This is a genomic window from Neobacillus vireti (assembly GCF_036962465.1).
Classification (GTDB): domain Bacteria; phylum Bacillota; class Bacilli; order Bacillales; family Cytobacillaceae; genus Neobacillus; species Neobacillus vireti_B.
Map to the genome: position 1 here is coordinate 12,496 of NZ_JBALNF010000084.1, position 18,835 is coordinate 31,330.

General features: G+C 38.1%; 20 protein-coding genes. 15 read left to right on the top strand and 5 right to left on the bottom strand.

The genetic code is table 11. From position 1 onward, the window contains the following. Positions 1–124 precede the first annotated feature (124 nt). The 10 genes from V7077_RS26480 to ssuE all read left to right on the top strand — a co-directional run bounded on the left by V7077_RS26480 (position 125) and on the right by ssuE (position 7,625). Positions 125–1,459, top strand: coding sequence for an LLM class flavin-dependent oxidoreductase (locus tag V7077_RS26480; RefSeq protein WP_335507532.1), 1,335 nt, complete (start codon positions 125–127; stop codon positions 1,457–1,459). Between the two features lie 128 nt (positions 1,460–1,587). Next, a complete protein-coding gene (locus V7077_RS26485; RefSeq protein WP_335507534.1) occupies positions 1,588–1,866 on the top strand; it encodes a glutaredoxin family protein in 279 nt (92 codons plus the stop codon). Positions 1,867–1,988: 122 nt separating this feature from the next. Next, a complete protein-coding gene (locus tag V7077_RS26490) occupies positions 1,989–2,825 on the top strand; it encodes an amino acid ABC transporter substrate-binding protein (RefSeq protein WP_335507536.1) in 837 nt (278 codons plus the stop codon). Positions 2,826–2,860: 35 nt separating this feature from the next. Next, positions 2,861–3,568: an amino acid ABC transporter permease gene (locus V7077_RS26495; protein ID WP_335507538.1), complete on the top strand. Its 708-nt coding sequence runs from the start codon at positions 2,861–2,863 to the stop codon at positions 3,566–3,568. 15 nt (positions 3,569–3,583) lie between these two features. Then, positions 3,584–4,294 (top strand): amino acid ABC transporter permease, encoded by a 711-nt coding sequence (locus V7077_RS26500; RefSeq protein ID WP_335507540.1) that lies wholly within the window; start codon positions 3,584–3,586, stop codon positions 4,292–4,294. Beyond that, positions 4,291–5,061 (top strand): amino acid ABC transporter ATP-binding protein, encoded by a 771-nt coding sequence (locus V7077_RS26505; protein ID WP_335507542.1) that lies wholly within the window; start codon positions 4,291–4,293, stop codon positions 5,059–5,061. Before V7077_RS26500 ends, V7077_RS26505 begins: the two co-directional genes overlap by 4 nt. A gap of 33 nt (positions 5,062–5,094) precedes the next feature. Continuing rightward, entirely contained in the window at positions 5,095–5,607 is a 513-nt protein-coding gene (locus V7077_RS26510) for a GNAT family N-acetyltransferase (protein ID WP_335507544.1), read from the top strand. 14 nt (positions 5,608–5,621) lie between these two features. Beyond that, the gene (locus V7077_RS26515; RefSeq protein ID WP_335507546.1) at positions 5,622–6,755 is read left to right on the top strand and encodes a M20 peptidase aminoacylase family protein; all 1,134 of its coding nucleotides are present in this window, start codon (positions 5,622–5,624) and stop codon (positions 6,753–6,755) included. An 86-nt stretch (positions 6,756–6,841) separates the two neighbouring features. Then, entirely contained in the window at positions 6,842–7,051 is a 210-nt protein-coding gene (locus V7077_RS26520; protein WP_335507548.1) for a Fur-regulated basic protein FbpA, read from the top strand. A 40-nt stretch (positions 7,052–7,091) separates the two neighbouring features. Beyond that, positions 7,092–7,625 (top strand): NADPH-dependent FMN reductase, encoded by a 534-nt coding sequence (gene ssuE / locus V7077_RS26525; protein ID WP_335507550.1) that lies wholly within the window; start codon positions 7,092–7,094, stop codon positions 7,623–7,625. Between the two features lie 69 nt (positions 7,626–7,694). On the opposite strand, the gene V7077_RS26530 is transcribed toward ssuE, so the two are convergent. The 4 genes from V7077_RS26530 to V7077_RS26545 form a co-directional block, all read right to left on the bottom strand. Continuing rightward, positions 7,695–8,189 carry a cysteine dioxygenase gene (locus V7077_RS26530; protein WP_335507552.1) on the bottom strand — a complete coding sequence of 165 codons (495 nt, stop codon included), beginning with the start codon at positions 8,187–8,189 and terminating at the stop codon, positions 7,695–7,697. 213 nt (positions 8,190–8,402) lie between these two features. Continuing rightward, positions 8,403–8,831: an EamA family transporter gene (locus V7077_RS26535; RefSeq protein WP_335507572.1), complete on the bottom strand. Its 429-nt coding sequence runs from the start codon at positions 8,829–8,831 to the stop codon at positions 8,403–8,405. 192 nt (positions 8,832–9,023) lie between these two features. Continuing rightward, positions 9,024–10,166 (bottom strand): ROK family protein, encoded by a 1,143-nt coding sequence (locus V7077_RS26540; protein WP_420489712.1) that lies wholly within the window; start codon positions 10,164–10,166, stop codon positions 9,024–9,026. A gap of 169 nt (positions 10,167–10,335) precedes the next feature. Then, positions 10,336–11,733 (bottom strand): amino acid permease, encoded by a 1,398-nt coding sequence (locus tag V7077_RS26545; RefSeq protein ID WP_335507556.1) that lies wholly within the window; start codon positions 11,731–11,733, stop codon positions 10,336–10,338. Positions 11,734–12,470: 737 nt separating this feature from the next. Between V7077_RS26545 and V7077_RS26550 the strand changes: the two genes are divergently transcribed. Beyond that, on the top strand, positions 12,471–13,268 hold the full coding sequence (locus tag V7077_RS26550) for a DUF2935 domain-containing protein (protein WP_335507558.1): 798 nt from the start codon (positions 12,471–12,473) through the stop codon (positions 13,266–13,268). 106 nt (positions 13,269–13,374) lie between these two features. Here V7077_RS26550 and V7077_RS26555 read toward each other — a convergent pair whose 3' ends face one another. After that, a complete protein-coding gene (locus V7077_RS26555; protein WP_335507560.1) occupies positions 13,375–15,372 on the bottom strand; it encodes an alpha-galactosidase in 1,998 nt (665 codons plus the stop codon). Between the two features lie 171 nt (positions 15,373–15,543). Between V7077_RS26555 and V7077_RS26560 the strand changes: the two genes are divergently transcribed. The 4 genes from V7077_RS26560 (at position 15,544) to larC (ending at position 18,764) form a co-directional block, all read left to right on the top strand. Continuing rightward, positions 15,544–15,792 (top strand): hypothetical protein, encoded by a 249-nt coding sequence (locus V7077_RS26560; protein ID WP_335507562.1) that lies wholly within the window; start codon positions 15,544–15,546, stop codon positions 15,790–15,792. A 207-nt stretch (positions 15,793–15,999) separates the two neighbouring features. Continuing rightward, complete coding sequence (modA, locus tag V7077_RS26565) at positions 16,000–16,809, top strand: molybdate ABC transporter substrate-binding protein (protein ID WP_335507563.1); 810 nt, start codon at positions 16,000–16,002, stop codon at positions 16,807–16,809. A gap of 7 nt (positions 16,810–16,816) precedes the next feature. Then, complete coding sequence (gene modB / locus V7077_RS26570; RefSeq protein ID WP_335507565.1) at positions 16,817–17,476, top strand: molybdate ABC transporter permease subunit; 660 nt, start codon at positions 16,817–16,819, stop codon at positions 17,474–17,476. Positions 17,477–17,513: 37 nt separating this feature from the next. Continuing rightward, positions 17,514–18,764, top strand: a complete 1,251-nt coding sequence (larC, locus tag V7077_RS26575) for a nickel pincer cofactor biosynthesis protein LarC (RefSeq protein WP_335507567.1) — start codon at positions 17,514–17,516, stop codon at positions 18,762–18,764. Positions 18,765–18,835: the final 71 nt, after the last annotated feature.

Below are 18,835 nucleotides of genomic sequence, written 5' to 3' on the forward strand. Positions count from 1 at the left end.
TAAACTATAAGTTTTTCTATCAGAGAAAGTATAGAAACGCAACTCTTTCCGTGGTAGGATAAATCGTAATAAAAGTATTCCTATCAAATAACTGAGGATTAAATTTAGAAAAGGAGGAGCTTCAATGTCTAATTCAAAAAAATTGAAATTTGGTGCTATTATACATGGAGTTGGCGGAAATATTGCTGGCTGGAGGCATCCTGCTATCCAATCAGATGCAAGTGTAAGTTTTGATTTTTACTCCAATCAGGCTCAGAAGGCTGAAGAAGGAAAATTCGACTTAGTCTTTATCGCAGATGGCTTGCACATTAATGAGAAATCCATCCCACACTTTTTAAATCGGTTTGAACCACTAACAATTTTGTCAGCTCTTGCTGCTGTGACCTCAAGAATTGGTCTCGTAGGGACACTATCCACTTCCTATAGCGAACCGTTCAATGTGGCAAGGCAGTTTTCATCCCTTGATCATATCAGTCATGGCCGGGCCGGCTGGAATGTGGTTACTTCACCGCTGGAAAAAACGGCTTTAAATTTTAGTAAAACGATTGAAGAACATCCCGACCATGCAAAAAGGTACCGTATTGCAGCTGAATATTTGCAGGTAGCGAAAGGGCTTTGGGATTCTTGGGAGGATGATGCATTTGTTCGGGATAAAGAAACAGGCGTGTTTTTTGATCCAGATAAATTGCATCCATTAAATCACAGAGGGGAGTTTTTCACCGTACAAGGACCACTTAATATCGGCAGATCGAAGCAAGGCAGACCGGTCGTATTTCAAGCAGGTTCTTCAGAGGCAGGAAAAGATCTTGCAGCTAAAGAAGCTGATGCCATCTTTACAGGACATCCAACATTGGAAGCAGCAACAGCATTTTATCGCGATGTAAAAGAGAGAGCAAAAGCTAACGGACGTAATCCAGATGAGCTCGTCATCCTCCCAGGGATCGCACCCATTATTGCTGCCACAGAAGAAGAGGCAGAAAGAAAATATCAAGAAATCGCAAATCTGGTATCCATTGATAAAGCCCTCGATTATCTGGGCCGATATTTCGAGCATCATGATTTCTCACAATATCCGCTTGATGAACCATTTCCAGAGCTGGGGGACTTAGGAAAGAATAGCTTCCAAAGTCATACAAATCGTATTAAACAGCAAGCCAAAGAAGAAAATTTGACACTTCGCCAAGTCGCATTACGAGAGACAACACCAAAACCTGCCTTTCTTGGAACACCGGAAAAAGTAGCGGATCTTATCCAGGAATGGTTTGAAGCGGGTGGAGCTGATGGGTTTATTATTGGTTCAGCTGTTCCCGATGGATTGAATGATTTTGTAGACTATGTCGTGCCGATTTTGCAAAAACGAGGGCTATTTAGAACGGAATACGAGGCTGAAACCTTACGTGGTAATCTTGGAGTTCCTTTTCCAGAAAACCGTTATGCTAATAAGGTGGTAACCCATTGATAATTGAATATAAATACAATCAGTCTATCTGCCGGCTAGTCAACTAGAGGCTCTCTATTTTAAGATGATAAATTCTTGATGGAGAGCTCTTTTTGTTAAAAATATGAAAATAACAGGAGGAATTGAGGATGAGTAAAGAATTATCTGTTGTGGTTTGGGTAAAGGAAGGTTGTCATTATTGTGGGGAGGTAAAACAATATTTAGAGGAAACAGGAGTTAAATATGAAACGGTTGATGTCACACACCACGATGAACGCAGAGATATTTTGGAAATTAAGTATGGTGTGCGTCATGTACCTGTAGTTGAAATCGGCCAAGGAGATGTATATGAGGGTGTAACAAAAGTAGGAATCGAACATATTGAAGCCGTACTGGAGAAATTTAATAAGAGTAGTATTTTAAAGTAATTCCGACTAAATTTATATGTTTACTAGATTAAAAGGGGTATGAGAATGTACTACATAGTACAGCTGCGCTAGTAACTTTAGATAAATAGTTGGAGAAAAATGTGAATAAAGGGTGGAACATTATGAAAAAAAAGAAATCATTTCTATTAATATTGACGCTGATGACTTCATTAGTGGCGGGGGCATGCTCGTCACAAGAAACAAGCAAAACCTCCAAAGCAAGCTCGAATACAGCTAAAGGAGAAACGAAAGTACAAAAAATAATTGTGGGAACAGGTACGCAGTTTCCGAATGTTTGCTTTATCGATAAGAATGGAAAGTTAACCGGTTATGATGTGGAACTAGTTAGAAAAATAGATGAAAAACTGCCAGAGTACAAATTTGAGTTTAAAACAATGGAGTTTTCCAACCTGTTAATCAGCTTAGAAACAAATAAGATCGATTTTATTGCCCACCAGATGGAAGTCAATGAAGAACGGCAAAAGAAGTTTCTTTTTAATAGTGAACCGTATAATATTTTTCCTCTTCATGTAACAGTGAAACAAGATAACAATGAAATTAATTCCATTAAAGATTTAAAAGGAAAAAAGGTTATCGTAAGTCCGACCAGTAACTCAGCTGTCTTTATTGAAAAGTATAACAAGGAACATAACGCAGGTATTCAAATTGTTTATGCAGGTAATGGACCAGATTCTACAATTAATCAAATAAAAACAGGCAGAGCAGATGCCACCATTACGACACCATTTTCAGTGGATTTCCTTAATAAGCAAGTTGATGCTCAAGAAAAAGTAGTTGGTGAACCACTTTTAAATTCAAAAGTTTATTTCCTGCTTAGAAAAGATGAAACACCACTACAAAAGAGAATTGACGAAGCACTTGTTGAGTTGAAAAAAGAAGGGGTCGTTGGCGAATTAAGTAAAAAATGGTTAGGGGCTGACTATACCGTCAACTTTTAAATCGTAGATTGTTAGTGTTTGGAGGTTGTTTATCTATGGGCAAAGCGTTTGATCCTTTATTAATTATTGAGTTTTTGCCAACACTACTGCATTATCTGGGAGTAACTCTTGAGATCTTAGCAGCATCTATTTTTCTAGGACTAATCCTCGGTGTAGCAGCCGCTATACCGAGGTTGTTTAAAATTCCATTCTTAAATCAACTGGTCATTTTATATGTTTCGTTTATTCGCGGGACCCCGATTTTAATCCAATTATTCTTGGTTTTTTACGGTTTACCCGCCGTTCTGATGATGGTTAATATTGATATCTCTAAACTAGAGGCCATTTATTTTGTAATTATTACGTATGCAATAAGTAATGGAGCGGGATTTTCAGAGATTTTTCGTGGAGCCATTCGCGCTGTAGACAAAGGGCAGACGGAAGCAGCCTACTCAGTTGGAATGACCAGTACACAAAACTTCTTTCGAATTGTTTTACCACAGGCATTACGGATTGCGTTTCCGAATCTTGCCAACTCCGTGATTGGATCCTTAAAGGACACTTCCCTTGCTTTTACAATTGGGGTGATGGATATGGTCGGCAGAGGAGATACGCTGATTTCTGCAACCGCGCATGCCTTGGAAGTGTACGTATCCTTATCTATTATCTATTATGCTGTAGTTTTATTGTTTGAAAAAGTCTTTAGTAAACTAGAAAAATATTTCAACCGTTATCAGAAAACTGAATTATCAGCTGCCGCGTAGTAAGGAGGGCTATACATGACAATCGATCTTCCATTTATATGGACTGCTTTTAAAGAAATTATTAAATCTCTTCCCATTACACTTATCTTAACGATTGCTCCCTTATTAGTAGGCTTTTTAATCGGAATGGTGGTTGCATTCGTCAGGATTTATCAAACGAAGTTTTTATATCAGGCAGCAAATGGCTATGTGTCCTTCTTTAGAGGAACTCCCATTATTATGCATATTATGGTCATTTATTATGGAATTCCCTTATTAATAGACCAAGTATCGTTAGAGTTTGATTTAGATATACAATCTAGCAAAATCCCAATTATTTTGTTTGTTTTAACGGCCTTATCATTAGCAGCAGGTGCTTATTTATCAGAAATTATCCGCTCTGGGATTATTAGTGTTTCGACTGGTCAATTGGAAGCTGCCTACTCGGTAGGGATGACGAAACTTCAAGCGATGTTTCGAATTGTCCTGCCCCAGGCGTTGGCACAGTCTATCCCAAATTTCACCAATATTTTTGTGGGATTTTTGCACACTTCGTCGATAGCATTTCTTGTATCAGAAAAAGAAGTGACGGGTGCTGCCAATATTGTGGCTTCAACTAACTTGAAATTTTTAGAGGCCTTTATCGCAGCAGGAATCATCTATTGGGGACTGACAATTATGGTTGAGGGAATTTCCTTATTACTTGAAAAAAGGGTGACATCGTATAGTCGAGGAGGCGTGTCATGATTATTTTAAAAGAAATAAAAAAATCATTTAACAACTTGCCCGTGTTAAAAGGGATTAATCTCAAAATAAATCGTGGTGAGGTGGTGACGATCCTTGGTCCAAGTGGTTCAGGGAAAACAACGTTACTTCGCTGCTTAAATTTTTTAGAAAGACCCGAAGCTGGTATTGTACAAATTGGCAATACTCAGGTCAATACCGTTAAGGCAACGAAAAAGGAAATGCTATCGATCCGAAAACAATCTGCAATGGTCTTTCAACATTATAATTTATTTGCCCATAAAACAGTGGTCGAAAACGTAATGGAAGGCCTAATTGTTGCTAAAAAGGTAAAGAAAAAGGATGCCAAAATTCTAAGTGAACAAGTATTGGAAAAAGTGGGTCTCAGTGATAAATTACATTTTTATCCGTCGCAATTATCAGGTGGTCAGCAGCAAAGAGTAGGGATTGCTAGGGCACTAGCATTAAATCCAGAAGTCATTTTATTTGATGAACCGACATCGGCCTTAGATCCTGAATTAGTTGGAGAAGTGCTTTCCGTTATAAAAGAAATAGCTCAAGAAGGTATTACGATGGTAGTGGTTACACATGAAATGAGTTTTGCGAGAGAAGTGTCTGACCGTGTTTTGTTTATGGATGGCGGAGTAATAGTAGAGGAAGGAACTCCCTTGGAGATATTCCATGCGCCAAAGGAAGAACGGACACGTCGATTTTTACATCGAATTTCAGGTGAATCTTTGTTTACACCGTTAAAAGAGCAGGTTAATTAATAGAGAGATTTATTTTGTGAAAGGGTGATACCGATGGCAATTAACCAAATTATGATAGATGAACTAATAGAAGAAGAAAAAGAGACCGTTCGACAATTATTAGTGGAGAGTTATCAGCAGTATGAGCATGAGTATCAATCTGCTCAAGTTTGGGAGGAGTATTTAACAAATATTAAGGCATCCGTTGAAAATCCTGAGGTAGAAAAAATCTTAATTGCCAAAAGTGAAGATCAAATTCTTGGGACCTTACAGATATTTCTTTCATCAGATAAGGCCTACCAAAGACCAGAATTACAGATTTCCTCACCCGTTATTCGGTTATTGGCTGTTCATCCGAAAGCACGGGGACAGGGCATCGCACAAGCATTAATAAATGCTAGTCTTCAATTTGCAAAATCCCAAGGAGCAAAACATCTGTATTTGCATACAGGTGATAAAATGCAAAAGGCCATCCGCTTGTATGAATGGTTTGGTTTTAAGCGTGATCATTCAAAAGAATTTTATAATCATGATATTTTGGTAAAATGCTATCGATATGATTTATAAGAAAGGACATTGCTATGAATCAACAGGAATTTGAGACATTTTTACGCTCGACTCGCCGTCATTTACATCAATATCCAGAGTTATCGAACCAAGAGTTTGAAACCACTAAATCGATTGAACAATGGTTGCGGGACCTTGATATTACGATTCGAGAAACGGACTTGAAGACAGGTGTATTTGCCGACATAAAAGGAGAAAAACCTGGTCCCACTGTAGCAATTCGTGCAGATATTGATGCACTGCCAATTGAAGAACAAACGGGACTGCCTTATGCTTCTAAAAATAAAGGTGTTATGCATGCCTGCGGTCATGATTTTCATACAGCTGCCCTAATTGGAGCAGCTTATCTGTTAAAGGAGAATCAGTCCACTCTAAATGGCTCTGTCCGTTTGCTTTTTCAACCAGCCGAGGAGTTAGGTGGAGGGGCCAGGCATGTGATAAAGGATGGACAATTGGAAGATGTCAAAGCGATCATTGGACTGCATAATAAACCAGATTTACCTGTTGGTACGATTGGAATAAAAGAAGGACCGCTAATGGCGGCAGTCGACCGTTTTCATATCGGACTCTATGGTAAAGGGAGTCATGCGGCCCTCCCGCAAAATGGAAATGATCCCATTGTAGCTGCCGGACAGTTGATTACAGCCCTCCAGACAATTGTGAGCCGGAATGTGTCCCCGCTGCAAAGCGCTGTTGTGAGTGTGACAAAAATAGCAGGAGGGAGCACGTGGAATGTGATTCCGGGTGATGTCAGCTTGGAAGGGACGGTTCGAACCTTTGACTCCACCGTACGAGAAGAAGTAAAAAAAAGATTTTACACGATTGTCCATTCAATTGCTGCAGCTTTCTCGCAAGAAGTGGAGCTAAACTGGTTTCCGGGTCCTCCACCACTACTAAATCATAAGTCGGTTACAGAGGTGCTTGAAAGAGCTGCCAAAAAACAATCCTTGGAGATTATCCATCCAGAACCATCCACAGCAGGAGAAGATTTTTCTTATTATCTTCAGCAAATTCCAGGATCCTTTGCCTTCTTTGGGACCAACGGGAACGAGGATTGGCATCATCCTGCATTTACAGTTGATGAATCAGCCCTTTTAAAAGCAGCTTATTTCTTATATGAAAGTGCGAGAGAATTATTAGAGCGCTGAATTTGCTAGATTATATTTATAAAAGTGTATGATCCAAACGAAAAACGTTTCATTTATACCTAATTTCATTAATAGGAGTGATTCGGGTGGGGAATATTCTTCGGGACGCTGTTGAAAATAAGCGCAAAAAGTTAATCGATAAACTAATTGCCTTTAATGTATATAAGAAAGAAGATAAACACCTATTTGAATTATCACTAACGGAACTAGAAAATGAATATAAAGCATTTAAATCGATTCAACATCCACATTGTAATTTAGGTTCCATAAAAATAATAAATAAGCAATCGAAATAGAAAATCATTGTAAATATAATAGAAGAAAGGACGATTAACGATGAACAAAGTAACAATCATTTCTGGTAGTCCTACAGAGATAACAAGACTAAATGGAGTGCATCACGAGATATTAAATCATTTTAATGGGATTGGGATAACACCTGAAATCATAAATGTCCGTCAACTCCCATCGGAGGCTTTAATTCAAGCGAAGTTTGATTCGAAAGAAATTATAGAGGCAAATAAAAAAGTGGAGAATGCGAATATTATCGTCATTTTAACTCCAGTCTATAAAGCTTCATTTTCTGGTGTTTTGAAAACTTACCTAGATCTTCTCCCACAAAGTGGTCTAGAAGGGAAAACCATTTTACCAATTGCTGTAGGGGGCACGTTTGGGCACTTATTAATGATTGATTATTCCTTAAAACCAGTTCTTTCAGCTTTAGGAGCAGCCCATATTTTAAAAGGAACGTTTATTTTAGATAATCAAATAAAAAAATTAGAAAATAATCGCTACGAATTAGATTCTGAGGTCAAGAGCCGCTTAGTTTCATCATTAAACAGTATTAAACCTTCCTTATTAACTGTATAAAGTGTTTCTATAGTAATTTAGTGCCAAAAGAGGCAAGTGAGAATTTGCCTCTTTTTTATATGACAACTTTCATACAACATCAGGTAAGATATCGCTTGCTGTTTGTTCTTGATAATTTGACATATTAAGAAGTGGAGGGGAGTAGACATGGAGTGAAATCATTCGTTCGTCCTGAAGATTACTCATTTTATGGATTAACCCTTGAGGCGCGAAAAGACAATCCCCTTTTTGAACAAAAGAGGCAGCAGCTCGTTCAGTTTGATTCTCATTGTTCCGGTATATGGAATTAAGTAGCTTGCCTTCGATAACTATTGCGCAACCAATCGATTTACCATGATCATGGATGGCCGTTTCTACATGTGGAGGGAGATTTATTACAATCACTTCTAATTGGTCATTTAAATAAATTACATTTCTCCCATAGGAAAACTGGTCTGGGTCGGTAATAAAGGGTTGGACTAATTCATAAATATTTGGAATCCCTTGTAAGGCAGATCCTAACTCCTTAAGTGTAGGATTTGTTAATTTTCCTAATTGTTGATGAATACAAGTGAGCAGCTCCATGTATAAATCCTCCTCAAATTCTTCTGAATGTTGATTCAAATAGTCAAGATTACATGACCTTTCTGACATGATATTTACCTAACTTGTCTAATGAGACGGCAAAAGCCCATAATAAATAGACAAAAAAATAAAACCACAAACTAGTGGTTTTTTTATAAAATTTATATATGTAAGGTCTTTCTCAACTACTTGCTTATTTATTTAGAGTTTAATTTATTGCAGTGCCGTTAAAATGACCCCAATAGCGATTAAGGCAACGCCAATTCCATTTACAAGACTAAGCTTTTCCCCAAAAAAGATAATCGCTAAAATGGTCGCAATGACGACACTTAGTTTATCAATAGGCCCAACCTGTGAGACTTTACCTGTTTTTAGGGCTAGAAAGTAAAACAACCAAGAAGTGGCACCGGCTAAACCACTTAAGACGATAAATAGCAATGCTTTTCTTTGCCCGATTATCTCCGGGATTTTGCCCAAATTTCCCTGAACACTAACAACCCCGATTAAAAAGAGTGCCATGATGATGGAACGAATTGCGGTGGCCGTATTAGCATCAATATTTTGTAAGCCGATTTTCCCGAAAATAGAAACTAATGCTGCGGAAACTGCAGATAAAATCGCAAATATCAACCATGACATGATGACACCTTCTTCGCATTTATTAATTTATTTCATTATTGCTCTATGTAGTAATGATGAGTAATCAATTCCTATTTAGTTTGGACTATTTTCGAAATTGAATGAGTAAAAAAGTGGAGTTTTGTTTTGTGGTATCAAAGTAGAATCATAAAAACGCAAAATAGAAATTTATACTTTGCGTTTTTATGCGAACGATTAGGCAGTAAACATTTCTAAAAAGTTCTCAATCGCTATGGAGCTTGCTCCTAAAGCTGGGGCGTTTTTACCTAAGGATGATGTTAATAGTTCGTAACTATTTTCAAGCTGTTGGTAGGTTCTTGATGCCACCGAATTTTTGATTGAGTTTAATACCATTGGCAGGGCTTCGACAATATTGTTTCGGATGATAACGGCTTGGGGATTAAAGGTATTTAGTATGCTCGTTAATCCAATCCCTAAGTAAAAACCAAACTTTTGAAGTGCCGTAAGAATGTCTGGGTTATTTTGGTCAGCGAGATTAATGATATCCTTATTAGATAGTTTCTCTTGTTGATTTTTCGTTAATGATTTCAATAAAGCTTTCTCGGAAGCATATAGCTCCCAGCAGCCCCGATTTCCACAACTGCATTTGAGCCCATTCATGTCAATCGTTAAATGGCCCATTTCTCCAGCGAAACCTCGGACCCCGCGATAAAGCTCATTATCAATAATAATGCCGACTCCTATACCGGTATGAACGCTTACGTAAACTAGGTTTTCGTAATTTTTCGCAGCTCCAAACTCTTTTTCACCGTAAGCCCCGGCGTTTGCTTCATTCTCTAAAAAGACAGGTACGTTAAATTCCTGTTCGATTAAAGGTTTTAAGTCTAGCTGATAATTCCAGTCTAAGTTAGGAGTGAAAATAACTTTTTGCTCTGTCGTTACGAGTCCTGGCACACATAAGCCAATCCCGATAAGCCCATATGGAGATTCCGGCATCTGTGCTAATAAGTTTTTAATTTTTAAAAAAAGAACATCCTGAATATCCTCGGATGACGGACCTTCTAACTGCTGGTAATCTTCAAGAACAATATTTCCTTTTAAGTCTGTTAGTATGCAATTGAGATAATCGACACCAATATCAATACCAATAGAATAACCAGCATTTTTGTTAAAAACCAGCATAACAGGTTTTCTTCCGCCGCTTGATTGTCCTTGTCCAATTTCGAAAATTAGATTTTTTTCAATCAAGGTAGTCACTTGCGATGAAACAGTCGATTTATTTAAACCTGTTGTTTCTGATAGCTTTGCCCGTGAGATAGGGGAATTAGCAACAATTTCATTTAGTATTAGCTTTTGATTGATTTTTTTTACTAGCATTTGATCAGCAGTGATCACTTCTTAACACCTCTTTTAGTATAGCGGCCCAATTAAGTTAGAATTACTTTATATAAGCATTATATCTTATAATACAATGGAAAACGCAAGGTTCTTTAATAAAAAGACCTTCTGTAAAAAATATTTACAGAAGGTCTCTACAAGTTCGGGTTTATGCTGTTCGATTATTTAACTTGGAATGCTTTCTTCCATAACTGAAATAAATGATTAAGCCTATGAATAGCCAAACCAAAAAGCTAATCCAGGTTATACCAGGGAGCTGAAGAACTAGGTATCCACATGATAAAAAAGCAATTAACGGGATCCACGGAACGAGCGGTACTCGGAAGCCTCGTTTTGGTGCTCCTTGTGTCTTGCGCAGATATAAAATTCCAATTGAAACAGACATAAATGCAAATAAAGTGCCAATATTCGTTAATTCTGCCAGCTTTCCAAGCGGAATCAAACCGGAAAAAACAGAAACAAGCAGACAGGTAATCCATGAATTCACCACTGGAATTTGTTTTTTCTGATCAACTTTGGAAAATACTTTAGGAAGCAAACCATCACGGCTGATGGCATAAAATAAACGAGTTTGTCCATAAACCATCACGGTTAAAACAGTGGTAATCCCAGCGATAGCGCCAAGGGAAATGAGGCCTGCAGCCCAATCTTGGTGAATATAGTTTAAAGCAAATGAAACAGGATTTTTTACATCTAGTAATTGATAAGGAACAATCCCCGTTAATACAGCGGAAACGGCTACGTATAAAAGGGTGCAAACGATTAAGGAGGCGATGATCCCGATGGGCATATTCCGCTGCGGGTTTTTCACTTCCTCAGCCGCAGTAGAAACCGCATCAAACCCAATATACGCATAGAACGCTGTCGCGGCACCTGATGCGACTCCTGAAAAGCCAAATGGCATAAAAGGTGTCCAATTATCTGGTTTCACATACCATGCGCCAACAGCTAGGAAAATGACAACTACTGCTAATTTAATAATGACCATGGTGGCATTAAAACGTGCCGAATGTTTAACGCCTCTTGTTAATAAGAAGGTAATTATAAACGTAATTAAAATAGCTGGCACATCCACATAGGTACCGTTCGCCGGATTAAATGCACTAGAGATCGCCTTTGGAATGTGAATGCCAAATCCTGCAATCAGCCCTTGGAAATAGCCGGACCAGCCACTGGCCACCGAGGCACTGGCAAACCCGTATTCGAGAATTAAATCCCATCCCAAAATCCAAGCTATGAATTCTCCGAATGTTGCGTAGCTGTAAGTGTAAGCACTCCCAGATACGGGAACTGTTGATGCGAATTCTGCATAACATAGTGCAGCAAATATACATACTAGTCCTGATAAAATAAACGATAGAATTAAGGCAGGGCCTGCATGTTCGGCTGCTGCCACACCTGTTAGAACAAAAATTCCAGTTCCGACAATCGCTCCTATTCCAAGCATGGCTAAATCAAAGGCTCCAAGCTCTTTTTTTAAGGACCCTTCTTTTTTTTCAGCTTGGTTAAGTAAATCCTCTATGGACTTTTTCCTGAAAATCTCCATAAAAACTTCCCTTCTTTTCATTCCTTGTTAAAATATTGTGAAAATATAAACAATGAGAGTAGTGCAAAATTTGTCGAAAAGAAAATCAACGAGTCTTATAATATAATTTATTTTTAAAAAAATCAATATTCTTGAAAAAGAAATTGTATAAATTCTTTGATTAATCGTTTCTTTTAATAGTTCACAGTATTGACATATTTATTCAAAATTTTTAATTCATATTTCGACAAGACTAGCGAAATTTCTACGAATAACCTTCTAAACCTTCGTTTCGAAGAGGAAATTTAACGTGGATTTTGTAATTTTCAGTTATATACAGTCGACTTTTTGAAATTTCTTTTACAAAATATGTTTGCTACAATAGATACACAGCCACTTCTATCTATGCTTTAGGTTATAAAATGACATGAAAATACATGATCCCTGAGAGGAGAGGTATATTATGGTATTCAAAGCAAGATTATGGAGAATCTTAACTAAGAACCAGAAATTAAGACTACTAAAACAAAAAGCTACTTATAAATCATTTGTTTAGGGCCACTATAAAGGGCTCTTATTTTTTTCCATTAAATACACACTAAATTAACTGGGGAATTTTACTGTCCCTTTATATAAGGTAGTTTCTGATTGTTCTGCACTAAAAAAAGGACTGGCGATTCCAACCTTTTTTCTTAATAAAATGTTAATGAAGAGAATAAAATCTAAAATTAGCGGGGGGATATAGAGGAGGAATAAGTATGAATGAGGTCTTTGATCGGACAGCACGTTTTGAACACCGTTTTTGGCTGCAAATTTTAGGTGATCATTCTCGGTTTATTTATGAGGCCCTTGCACCAGTTCAAGAAGAGGAAATTAAAAAAGCTTCCACTTTTATTCAAGTCTTCGATACTCTTCTGGATCGTGCAAGATCTGCTGATTTACTGTCATTAACTACTGATGCTGAGTCAGCGGTTTTAAATCTGCGGGAATTTAAATTAGAATTAATTAGTCAACATCTGGTAGGTAAAATTAAAATTCACCTTACCCCGACCTTTCTCAATCATATGGTAAATGAATTAGAGGAGTATGTAAGAATATTAACTCACCTTAAGGCTGGTCAATTACCGCCTGTCTACCACGAGCTGCACCATCACCTATTATGGTTATTGGATGCGGCAGGGCATTCTGAGGCGATTTCCTCTAATTTGGATGGTGTTGAAAAGAAATTAAAAGAAAAAAGTCAATTATTTATGAAGGATTTTGAAGGCTTTTATCTTAAAGCTGTTGAATTGGCCGGATATCTAAGGACAGGATTGACTACGTTTCCAGCCTTATCAAAAATGAATGTAGACAGCCAGTTAGAAATAAAGTTATTTCAAAACTTTTTAGCAGAACTTGAAGAACTTGAATTAACTAAGCAGGCCTTGGGTACCTTCGCACCATTAATGGCGGATCATATGTTTCGTGAAGAATGTTATTATTTAATGAAATTGGCAGAATCGGCTAGTCTGGATCCACCAAACTGTGATCCAGCCAAACCTAGATTACAGGATTAAACAATCGAGAAAAAATGTTAAAAATCTCAAATAGTAAAAATTGCCTGCAAAAAGAGGGTCTACCAAAAGGCGAAGTGACTATGGCAGACCCTCTTTTCGAATATTATTATGCGATTTTATCAAACTGACCTTCAACCGAGTTTGCTTTGGATTTGTCTCTTGTAACCCTAATTAAAATTACACCAGAAACCATTATCAAAAATCCGATTAATAGAAAGACCAACTGAATGGTTGCTTGGTGTTTGTCCGTTTGTACTGAGATCGATTGTTCGCTTTCACCTATGTCATTCTTTGCTGTTACGACATATGAATAGCTGCCATCATGTATAGCAGATTCTTTATAGTTTGGAGTGGTTAGATTTGTTGCAATTGGTTTGTAGCGGTTAAATCCTAGGATATTTACCTTTTTACGGTAAACCGTGTAGGATGCTGCTCCAGCAGTTGGATTCCAGGTAAGTGTAACAGTTTCATTATTATTCTTATCTGCCAATACCCAATCTGGTGCAGTTGGAGCTGTTGTCCTTTTGGTATGAAAGGAATAAATTCCTTTTCGTTTTTCGCTTTCACTCTTACCATATGACACTTTCCAATAATATCGAGTATCATATTCAAGGTTATTAATTGTTAAAAAAGCAGAAGAAACCGTTTGGTCGAAAAGAATATTTTTCATTTCGGGATCTTCCGCTACCTGAACATGATAGCTGTCAACTCCGGATTTCGCACTCCAGCTTAACGTTACTTTTGAAGGGAACACCTCGGTTTGACCACTTTTCGGGGAGACGGTAAGGGTAGAAGCAGGGACCACATGAATCATTTGAGATGCATGGCTAGCAAGAGTAGCGATGAACCCAGGTTCCTTACTACCTAGATCTTCATGGCTCCACAAATCATGTACCATTGCTGAACCGTTAAACCCTAAATCTCTCCAATTGACGCGAACTTTTTGTGGTGATAAACCTGTATTAAAAAGACCAATGTTGTACGAACCATCCGGCAATGCTTGATAAAAAACTTGAGAGGCAGGTGTTTTGGTTAAGCGTTTCCCAGCAACTCCACTTTGGTTAACCCCAATCACTTCGTCATTCGTTAGAAGGCTAATTCCATAATTATCTAGTTTCGTTAAATCACTGCCAATCACAAAATGTGAGGCAGCAATGGCCCATAGTGATACATAGGATCGTTTTTCATCAGCTGTTAAACCATCCTTACTGCCGTTTGCCACATTCAGAGAGTCAAAGTCATTCCAGCCGCCTGGTTGAGCATGGGGCTGCCATTTTGCCGCATGATTAAATCTTCTAAAAACATGCTCCCAATCGGTAAGTGTTGGTTTTCCATAACTTTCGACATCATGGTCCGTCCGCCAGCCATTAGATAATTGCTGCCAGGTGGATATATTATCGATATCAAGGTTATTGGATAACTCAAGATGAATGGGTCTTCCTGTCTTCTTCAATGCTTTTGCCCATGCCTCGATATCTGGGATATCCTCGTTTCGGACACCATCAATTTTAAGGTAATCCACCCCATAAGATGCAAATAGTTTAGCCCACGAATCAATGTACTCTTGTGCCCCTGGCTTCGAATAATTAATCGCATACATATTATCGAAATTAAAACTTACCTTTTGACCTTTACTAAGGTCGACAATATCTTTTGCATGGTAGGGTGTTCCTTCGATCGGCGTGTTTTGATCCAACGCCCCTTTCGGTATGCCAAGAGTGACGTACAACCCGAACTTTAATCCTTTTTTGTGAATATAATCCCCAACCGCTTTCATACCATTAGGGAATTTTTTAGGGTCTACTACCCACCTGCCATATTTGTCCACATTAGAAGTCCAATCAAGCTGATAATAATCATCAAGGTTCACATATTTATAACCGTGTGTCTTAAATTTTTCTGCAATAATATCTGCTGCCGCTTTAATGTTTTTTTCTGTTGGTTTTTTACGGATGGAGCTCCAGCTGCTCCAACCCATAAATGGCCGCTCAGCCAAATTATTGTATTCAGATGCTTTCGTTTCCTCTGGATCTATAGAAAATATAAGAACTCCTGAAAGAATAAGGGTGAAGGAGACCATAGTTGAAAATAGTTTCTTAAACATAAAAACCTCCTCTATATAGATAAAATATATATATTTTTATACTAATATAGAAAGCTCTTTATTTTAATGAACAATATGTTCCAATATATTGGTCAAATAGACATTCCTAAGCGAACAATGGACTTATTCTTCACATAATCTAAGAATATCAATGAGTGAGGATGTAATAAAATGAGATACAGTAGGGAAATACCACCTCAACCAATAATTGGTCAAGCGTGGACGGGGAAACATGTTGTTTTGCTACACTGTACAATGGATAATCAGTTTATTCATCTGTATAAAAGTTTTCATGCCCCCATTGAACCGCCGCGGCAAAATTGTGCAGAAACATTATCGCAGCTGCTAAGTATCGGCTACCACATTATCGCTATAACACCACTATCGCCTAGTCAAATTCAATATTTGCTTGTCCTTTAATTAATGAATTAAACATACGATATTAAACGTCAAGACGGAATATCGTGTGTTTTTGTTTTTGTGAAATAGTTAACTTGTTTTCCCACCATAAGATGCAGCTGACCAAATGGCTAAAATAGAACAATAGAGTATTATATTATTCATTGTATTTATTACTAATTATAATGAGTTATAATTGATTATATTTAGTTTAAAGGGGAGAGAGGATTGAAAAAGCTATATCCGTTCTTGTTGACGATGAGCTTGCTTATACTGGTACTTGTTGGATGTTCATCTAAAGAACAAGCTAATATACCGGAAGAAAAGAAACAAACCGCTGCGGTTCAGAAAGTAGAATTAACGGTTTCAGCCGCCGCTAGTCTCCAAGATGTCCTAAATGGCATCAAGACAGATTTCGAGAAGTCACATCCCAATGTGATTGTAAATTATAACTTTGGGGCGTCAGGGGCACTTCAACAACAAATTTCACAGGGAGCGCCTGTGGATCTCTTCTTCTCCGCCGCGGAGGATAAATTTGATCAGTTGGTCAAAGAAGGATTGATTGAAAAAACAAAAGGCAAAGACTTACTCGGAAATGAACTTGTCTTAGTGGTTCCAAATCATTCCAATAAGGGAATTCATTCCTTTGAAGATATCATTAAATCAGATAAACTATCGATTGGAACTCCGGAGGCTGTCCCAGCAGGACAATATGCAAAGGAAACATTAGAAGATTTAAATGTTTGGAATCGAGTAAAAGGAAAAGTAGTATATGCTAAGGATGTTCGTCAAGTGCTTACGTATGTAGAAAGTCAAAATGTTGATGCAGGCGTTGTTTATAAAACTGATGCTTTGAGTTCAAAAAAAGTTAAGATTGCAGCAACGGCAAATGAAAAGACCCATTCACCGATTGTTTATTCTGTTGGTGTAATTAAGAGCAGTACCCATCCAAAAGAGGCACAATTATTTTATGATTATCTGCAAACTAAAAAATCTTTGGAGTCATTTATAGACTATGGCTTTAAAGGATTAGATTAATCATACGATGGCAACGGATTTTTGGTCACCAGTCAAACTTTCCATTGAAGTAGCCGCTGTCTCTGGCGTTTGGGTATTAATCTTAGGGTTGTTTTTTGCAAAGCTGATGGCTAAGACGAAATTCAAAGGGAAAGCTGTTCTGGAGACGGTATTCCTTCTACCATTAGTCTTACCGCCTTCTGTTGTGGGTTTCTTGTTAATTGTATTATTTGGAAGAAATAGTGTTATTGGACAAGTAATTGAAGGGATCTTTAGGCAGCCTGTTATGTTTACTTGGTGGGCTGCTGTGATTGCTTCGACAGTTGTAGCATTTCCCTTAATGTATCAATCTGCCAAAGCGGGATTTGAAGCCATAGATGAAGATATCGAGAATGCAGCCCGAGTAGATGGGGCGAATGAACTGCAATTATTTCTGACCATTTCCATTCCTCTAGCACTAAAAGCAATTATTTCTGGTACCATTCTAAGTTTTGCAAGAGCATTAGGCGAGTTTGGAGCAACTTTAATGTTTGCAGGTAACATCCCAGGGAAAACCCAAACTGTTTCAACCGCCATCTATGTAGCAATGGATGCAGGGGATATGAGTTTAGCCTGGTTGTGGGTAATGTGTTTGGTTGGGATTTCTTTCTCCATGTTAATAGTTATGCAGCTAATGAAATCCTACTAACGGGTATTAAAATATTATATTTGGAGGAACTAAAAAATTGAAAAACCTCTATCTTGATTGTATCTCCGGAATTGCAGGGGACATGACATTGGCTGCTCTGATCGATCTAGGAGCAGATCTCTCCTATATAGTAGAACAGTTGAGAAAATTACCGATAGATCGCTTTGAAATGGTAGTACATACTGTCAATAAATGCGGTATAGCGGCAAAAAAAATGAAAGTCCATTTTCTACCAAGGGATAATGAAAACCACCTACATAGTGACCACGATTATGGACTCCATCATGGCCATACACATCTTCATGGACATCGGAGTGCGAGAGAGATTTTGGCGTTGATTGAGGAAAGTAATCTCCCCAAACGAGTAAAAGAACGCAGTATGGCCATCTTTCAAGAAGTGGCTATAGCTGAAGGAAAGATACAGGGAAGAATTGATTCTAAGGAGGTTCATTTCCATGGGGTGGGGGAAATGGATTCTATCCTAGATATCATTGGGGTATGCTTGGCGCTAGAAAGCCTCGAAATCACAGATATTTATGCCTCCCCAGTACCAACTGGTTATGGGAAAAAGAGGATGGCTAATGGACTTTATCCAATTCCCGCTCCCGCTACAATGGAATTGCTAAAAGGGATACCTCTCGCAGAATTAAACGTTAATGGTGAACTGACCACACCAACAGGGGCAGGGATATTAAGAGCACTCGTCAAAAAGTTCATGCCAATCGGCGGACATACGGTGGAACAGATTGGTTATGGAGCTGGCGAAAAAGACTTTGACCATCCGAATGTACTCAGGGCCTTACTCCTTTCTCCCTCCGATCTTATACAAAACAAGGATGAGCCCAAACAACATCGGGAATCTATTTATGTTATCGAAGCCCAACTTGATGACATGACGGGGGAAGGACTTGGTTATACATTGGAACGACTCTTAGCGGTAGGGGCACTTGATGTATTTTATACGCCGGTCTTCATGAAGAAAAATCGGCCTGGCACCCTTGTTACCGTATTAGTTTCCTTGGAATTAGCCGATGATTGTGAGAAGGTTTTGTTGGAGGAAACTTCTACCCTTGGAGTACGAAGAAGTATGTGGAGCCGTGATATTCTTGAACGAAGATTTATTGAGGTGGAAACTCCGTATGGACACATCAAGGTAAAGCAGGCATTCAGAGATAAAAAAATGCTTCACCAGGCTCCTGAATATGAGGATGTAGCAAAGGCAGCAAGGAAACATGGGGTTCCATTTCAACTTATTTACCAATTTGCGATGAAATTAGCGACAGATTAAGGGTGATCTCTGCGAAGAGATCGCTTTTTTTTTGTTAGGCTGTGTTAAAGGGTATGGTTCTTACGTAAATT

Bases quoted from the DNA above. Each gene is read 5' to 3' on its own strand.
- V7077_RS26555 (WP_335507560.1), bottom strand. From the start codon at position 15,372: ATGTTTAAGAAACTATTTTCAACTATGGTCTCCTTCACCCTTATTCTT.
- V7077_RS26500 (WP_335507540.1), top strand. From the start codon at position 3,584: ATGACAATCGATCTTCCATTTATATGGACTGCTTTTAAAGAAATTATT.
- V7077_RS26550 (WP_335507558.1), top strand. From the start codon at position 12,471: ATGAATGAGGTCTTTGATCGGACAGCACGTTTTGAACACCGTTTTTGG.
- V7077_RS26515 (WP_335507546.1), top strand. From the start codon at position 5,622: ATGAATCAACAGGAATTTGAGACATTTTTACGCTCGACTCGCCGTCAT.
- V7077_RS26560 (WP_335507562.1), top strand. From the start codon at position 15,544: ATGAGATACAGTAGGGAAATACCACCTCAACCAATAATTGGTCAAGCG.
- V7077_RS26495 (WP_335507538.1), top strand. From the start codon at position 2,861: ATGGGCAAAGCGTTTGATCCTTTATTAATTATTGAGTTTTTGCCAACA.
- V7077_RS26545 (WP_335507556.1), bottom strand. From the start codon at position 11,733: ATGGAGATTTTCAGGAAAAAGTCCATAGAGGATTTACTTAACCAAGCT.
- V7077_RS26485 (WP_335507534.1), top strand. From the start codon at position 1,588: ATGAGTAAAGAATTATCTGTTGTGGTTTGGGTAAAGGAAGGTTGTCAT.
- V7077_RS26505 (WP_335507542.1), top strand. From the start codon at position 4,291: ATGATTATTTTAAAAGAAATAAAAAAATCATTTAACAACTTGCCCGTG.
- V7077_RS26490 (WP_335507536.1), top strand. From the start codon at position 1,989: ATGAAAAAAAAGAAATCATTTCTATTAATATTGACGCTGATGACTTCA.
- V7077_RS26540 (WP_420489712.1), bottom strand. From the start codon at position 10,166: ATGCTAGTAAAAAAAATCAATCAAAAGCTAATACTAAATGAAATTGTT.
- modB (WP_335507565.1), top strand. From the start codon at position 16,817: ATGGCAACGGATTTTTGGTCACCAGTCAAACTTTCCATTGAAGTAGCC.
- ssuE (WP_335507550.1), top strand. From the start codon at position 7,092: ATGAACAAAGTAACAATCATTTCTGGTAGTCCTACAGAGATAACAAGA.
- V7077_RS26480 (WP_335507532.1), top strand. From the start codon at position 125: ATGTCTAATTCAAAAAAATTGAAATTTGGTGCTATTATACATGGAGTT.
- V7077_RS26510 (WP_335507544.1), top strand. From the start codon at position 5,095: ATGGCAATTAACCAAATTATGATAGATGAACTAATAGAAGAAGAAAAA.
- V7077_RS26530 (WP_335507552.1), bottom strand. From the start codon at position 8,189: ATGGAGCTGCTCACTTGTATTCATCAACAATTAGGAAAATTAACAAAT.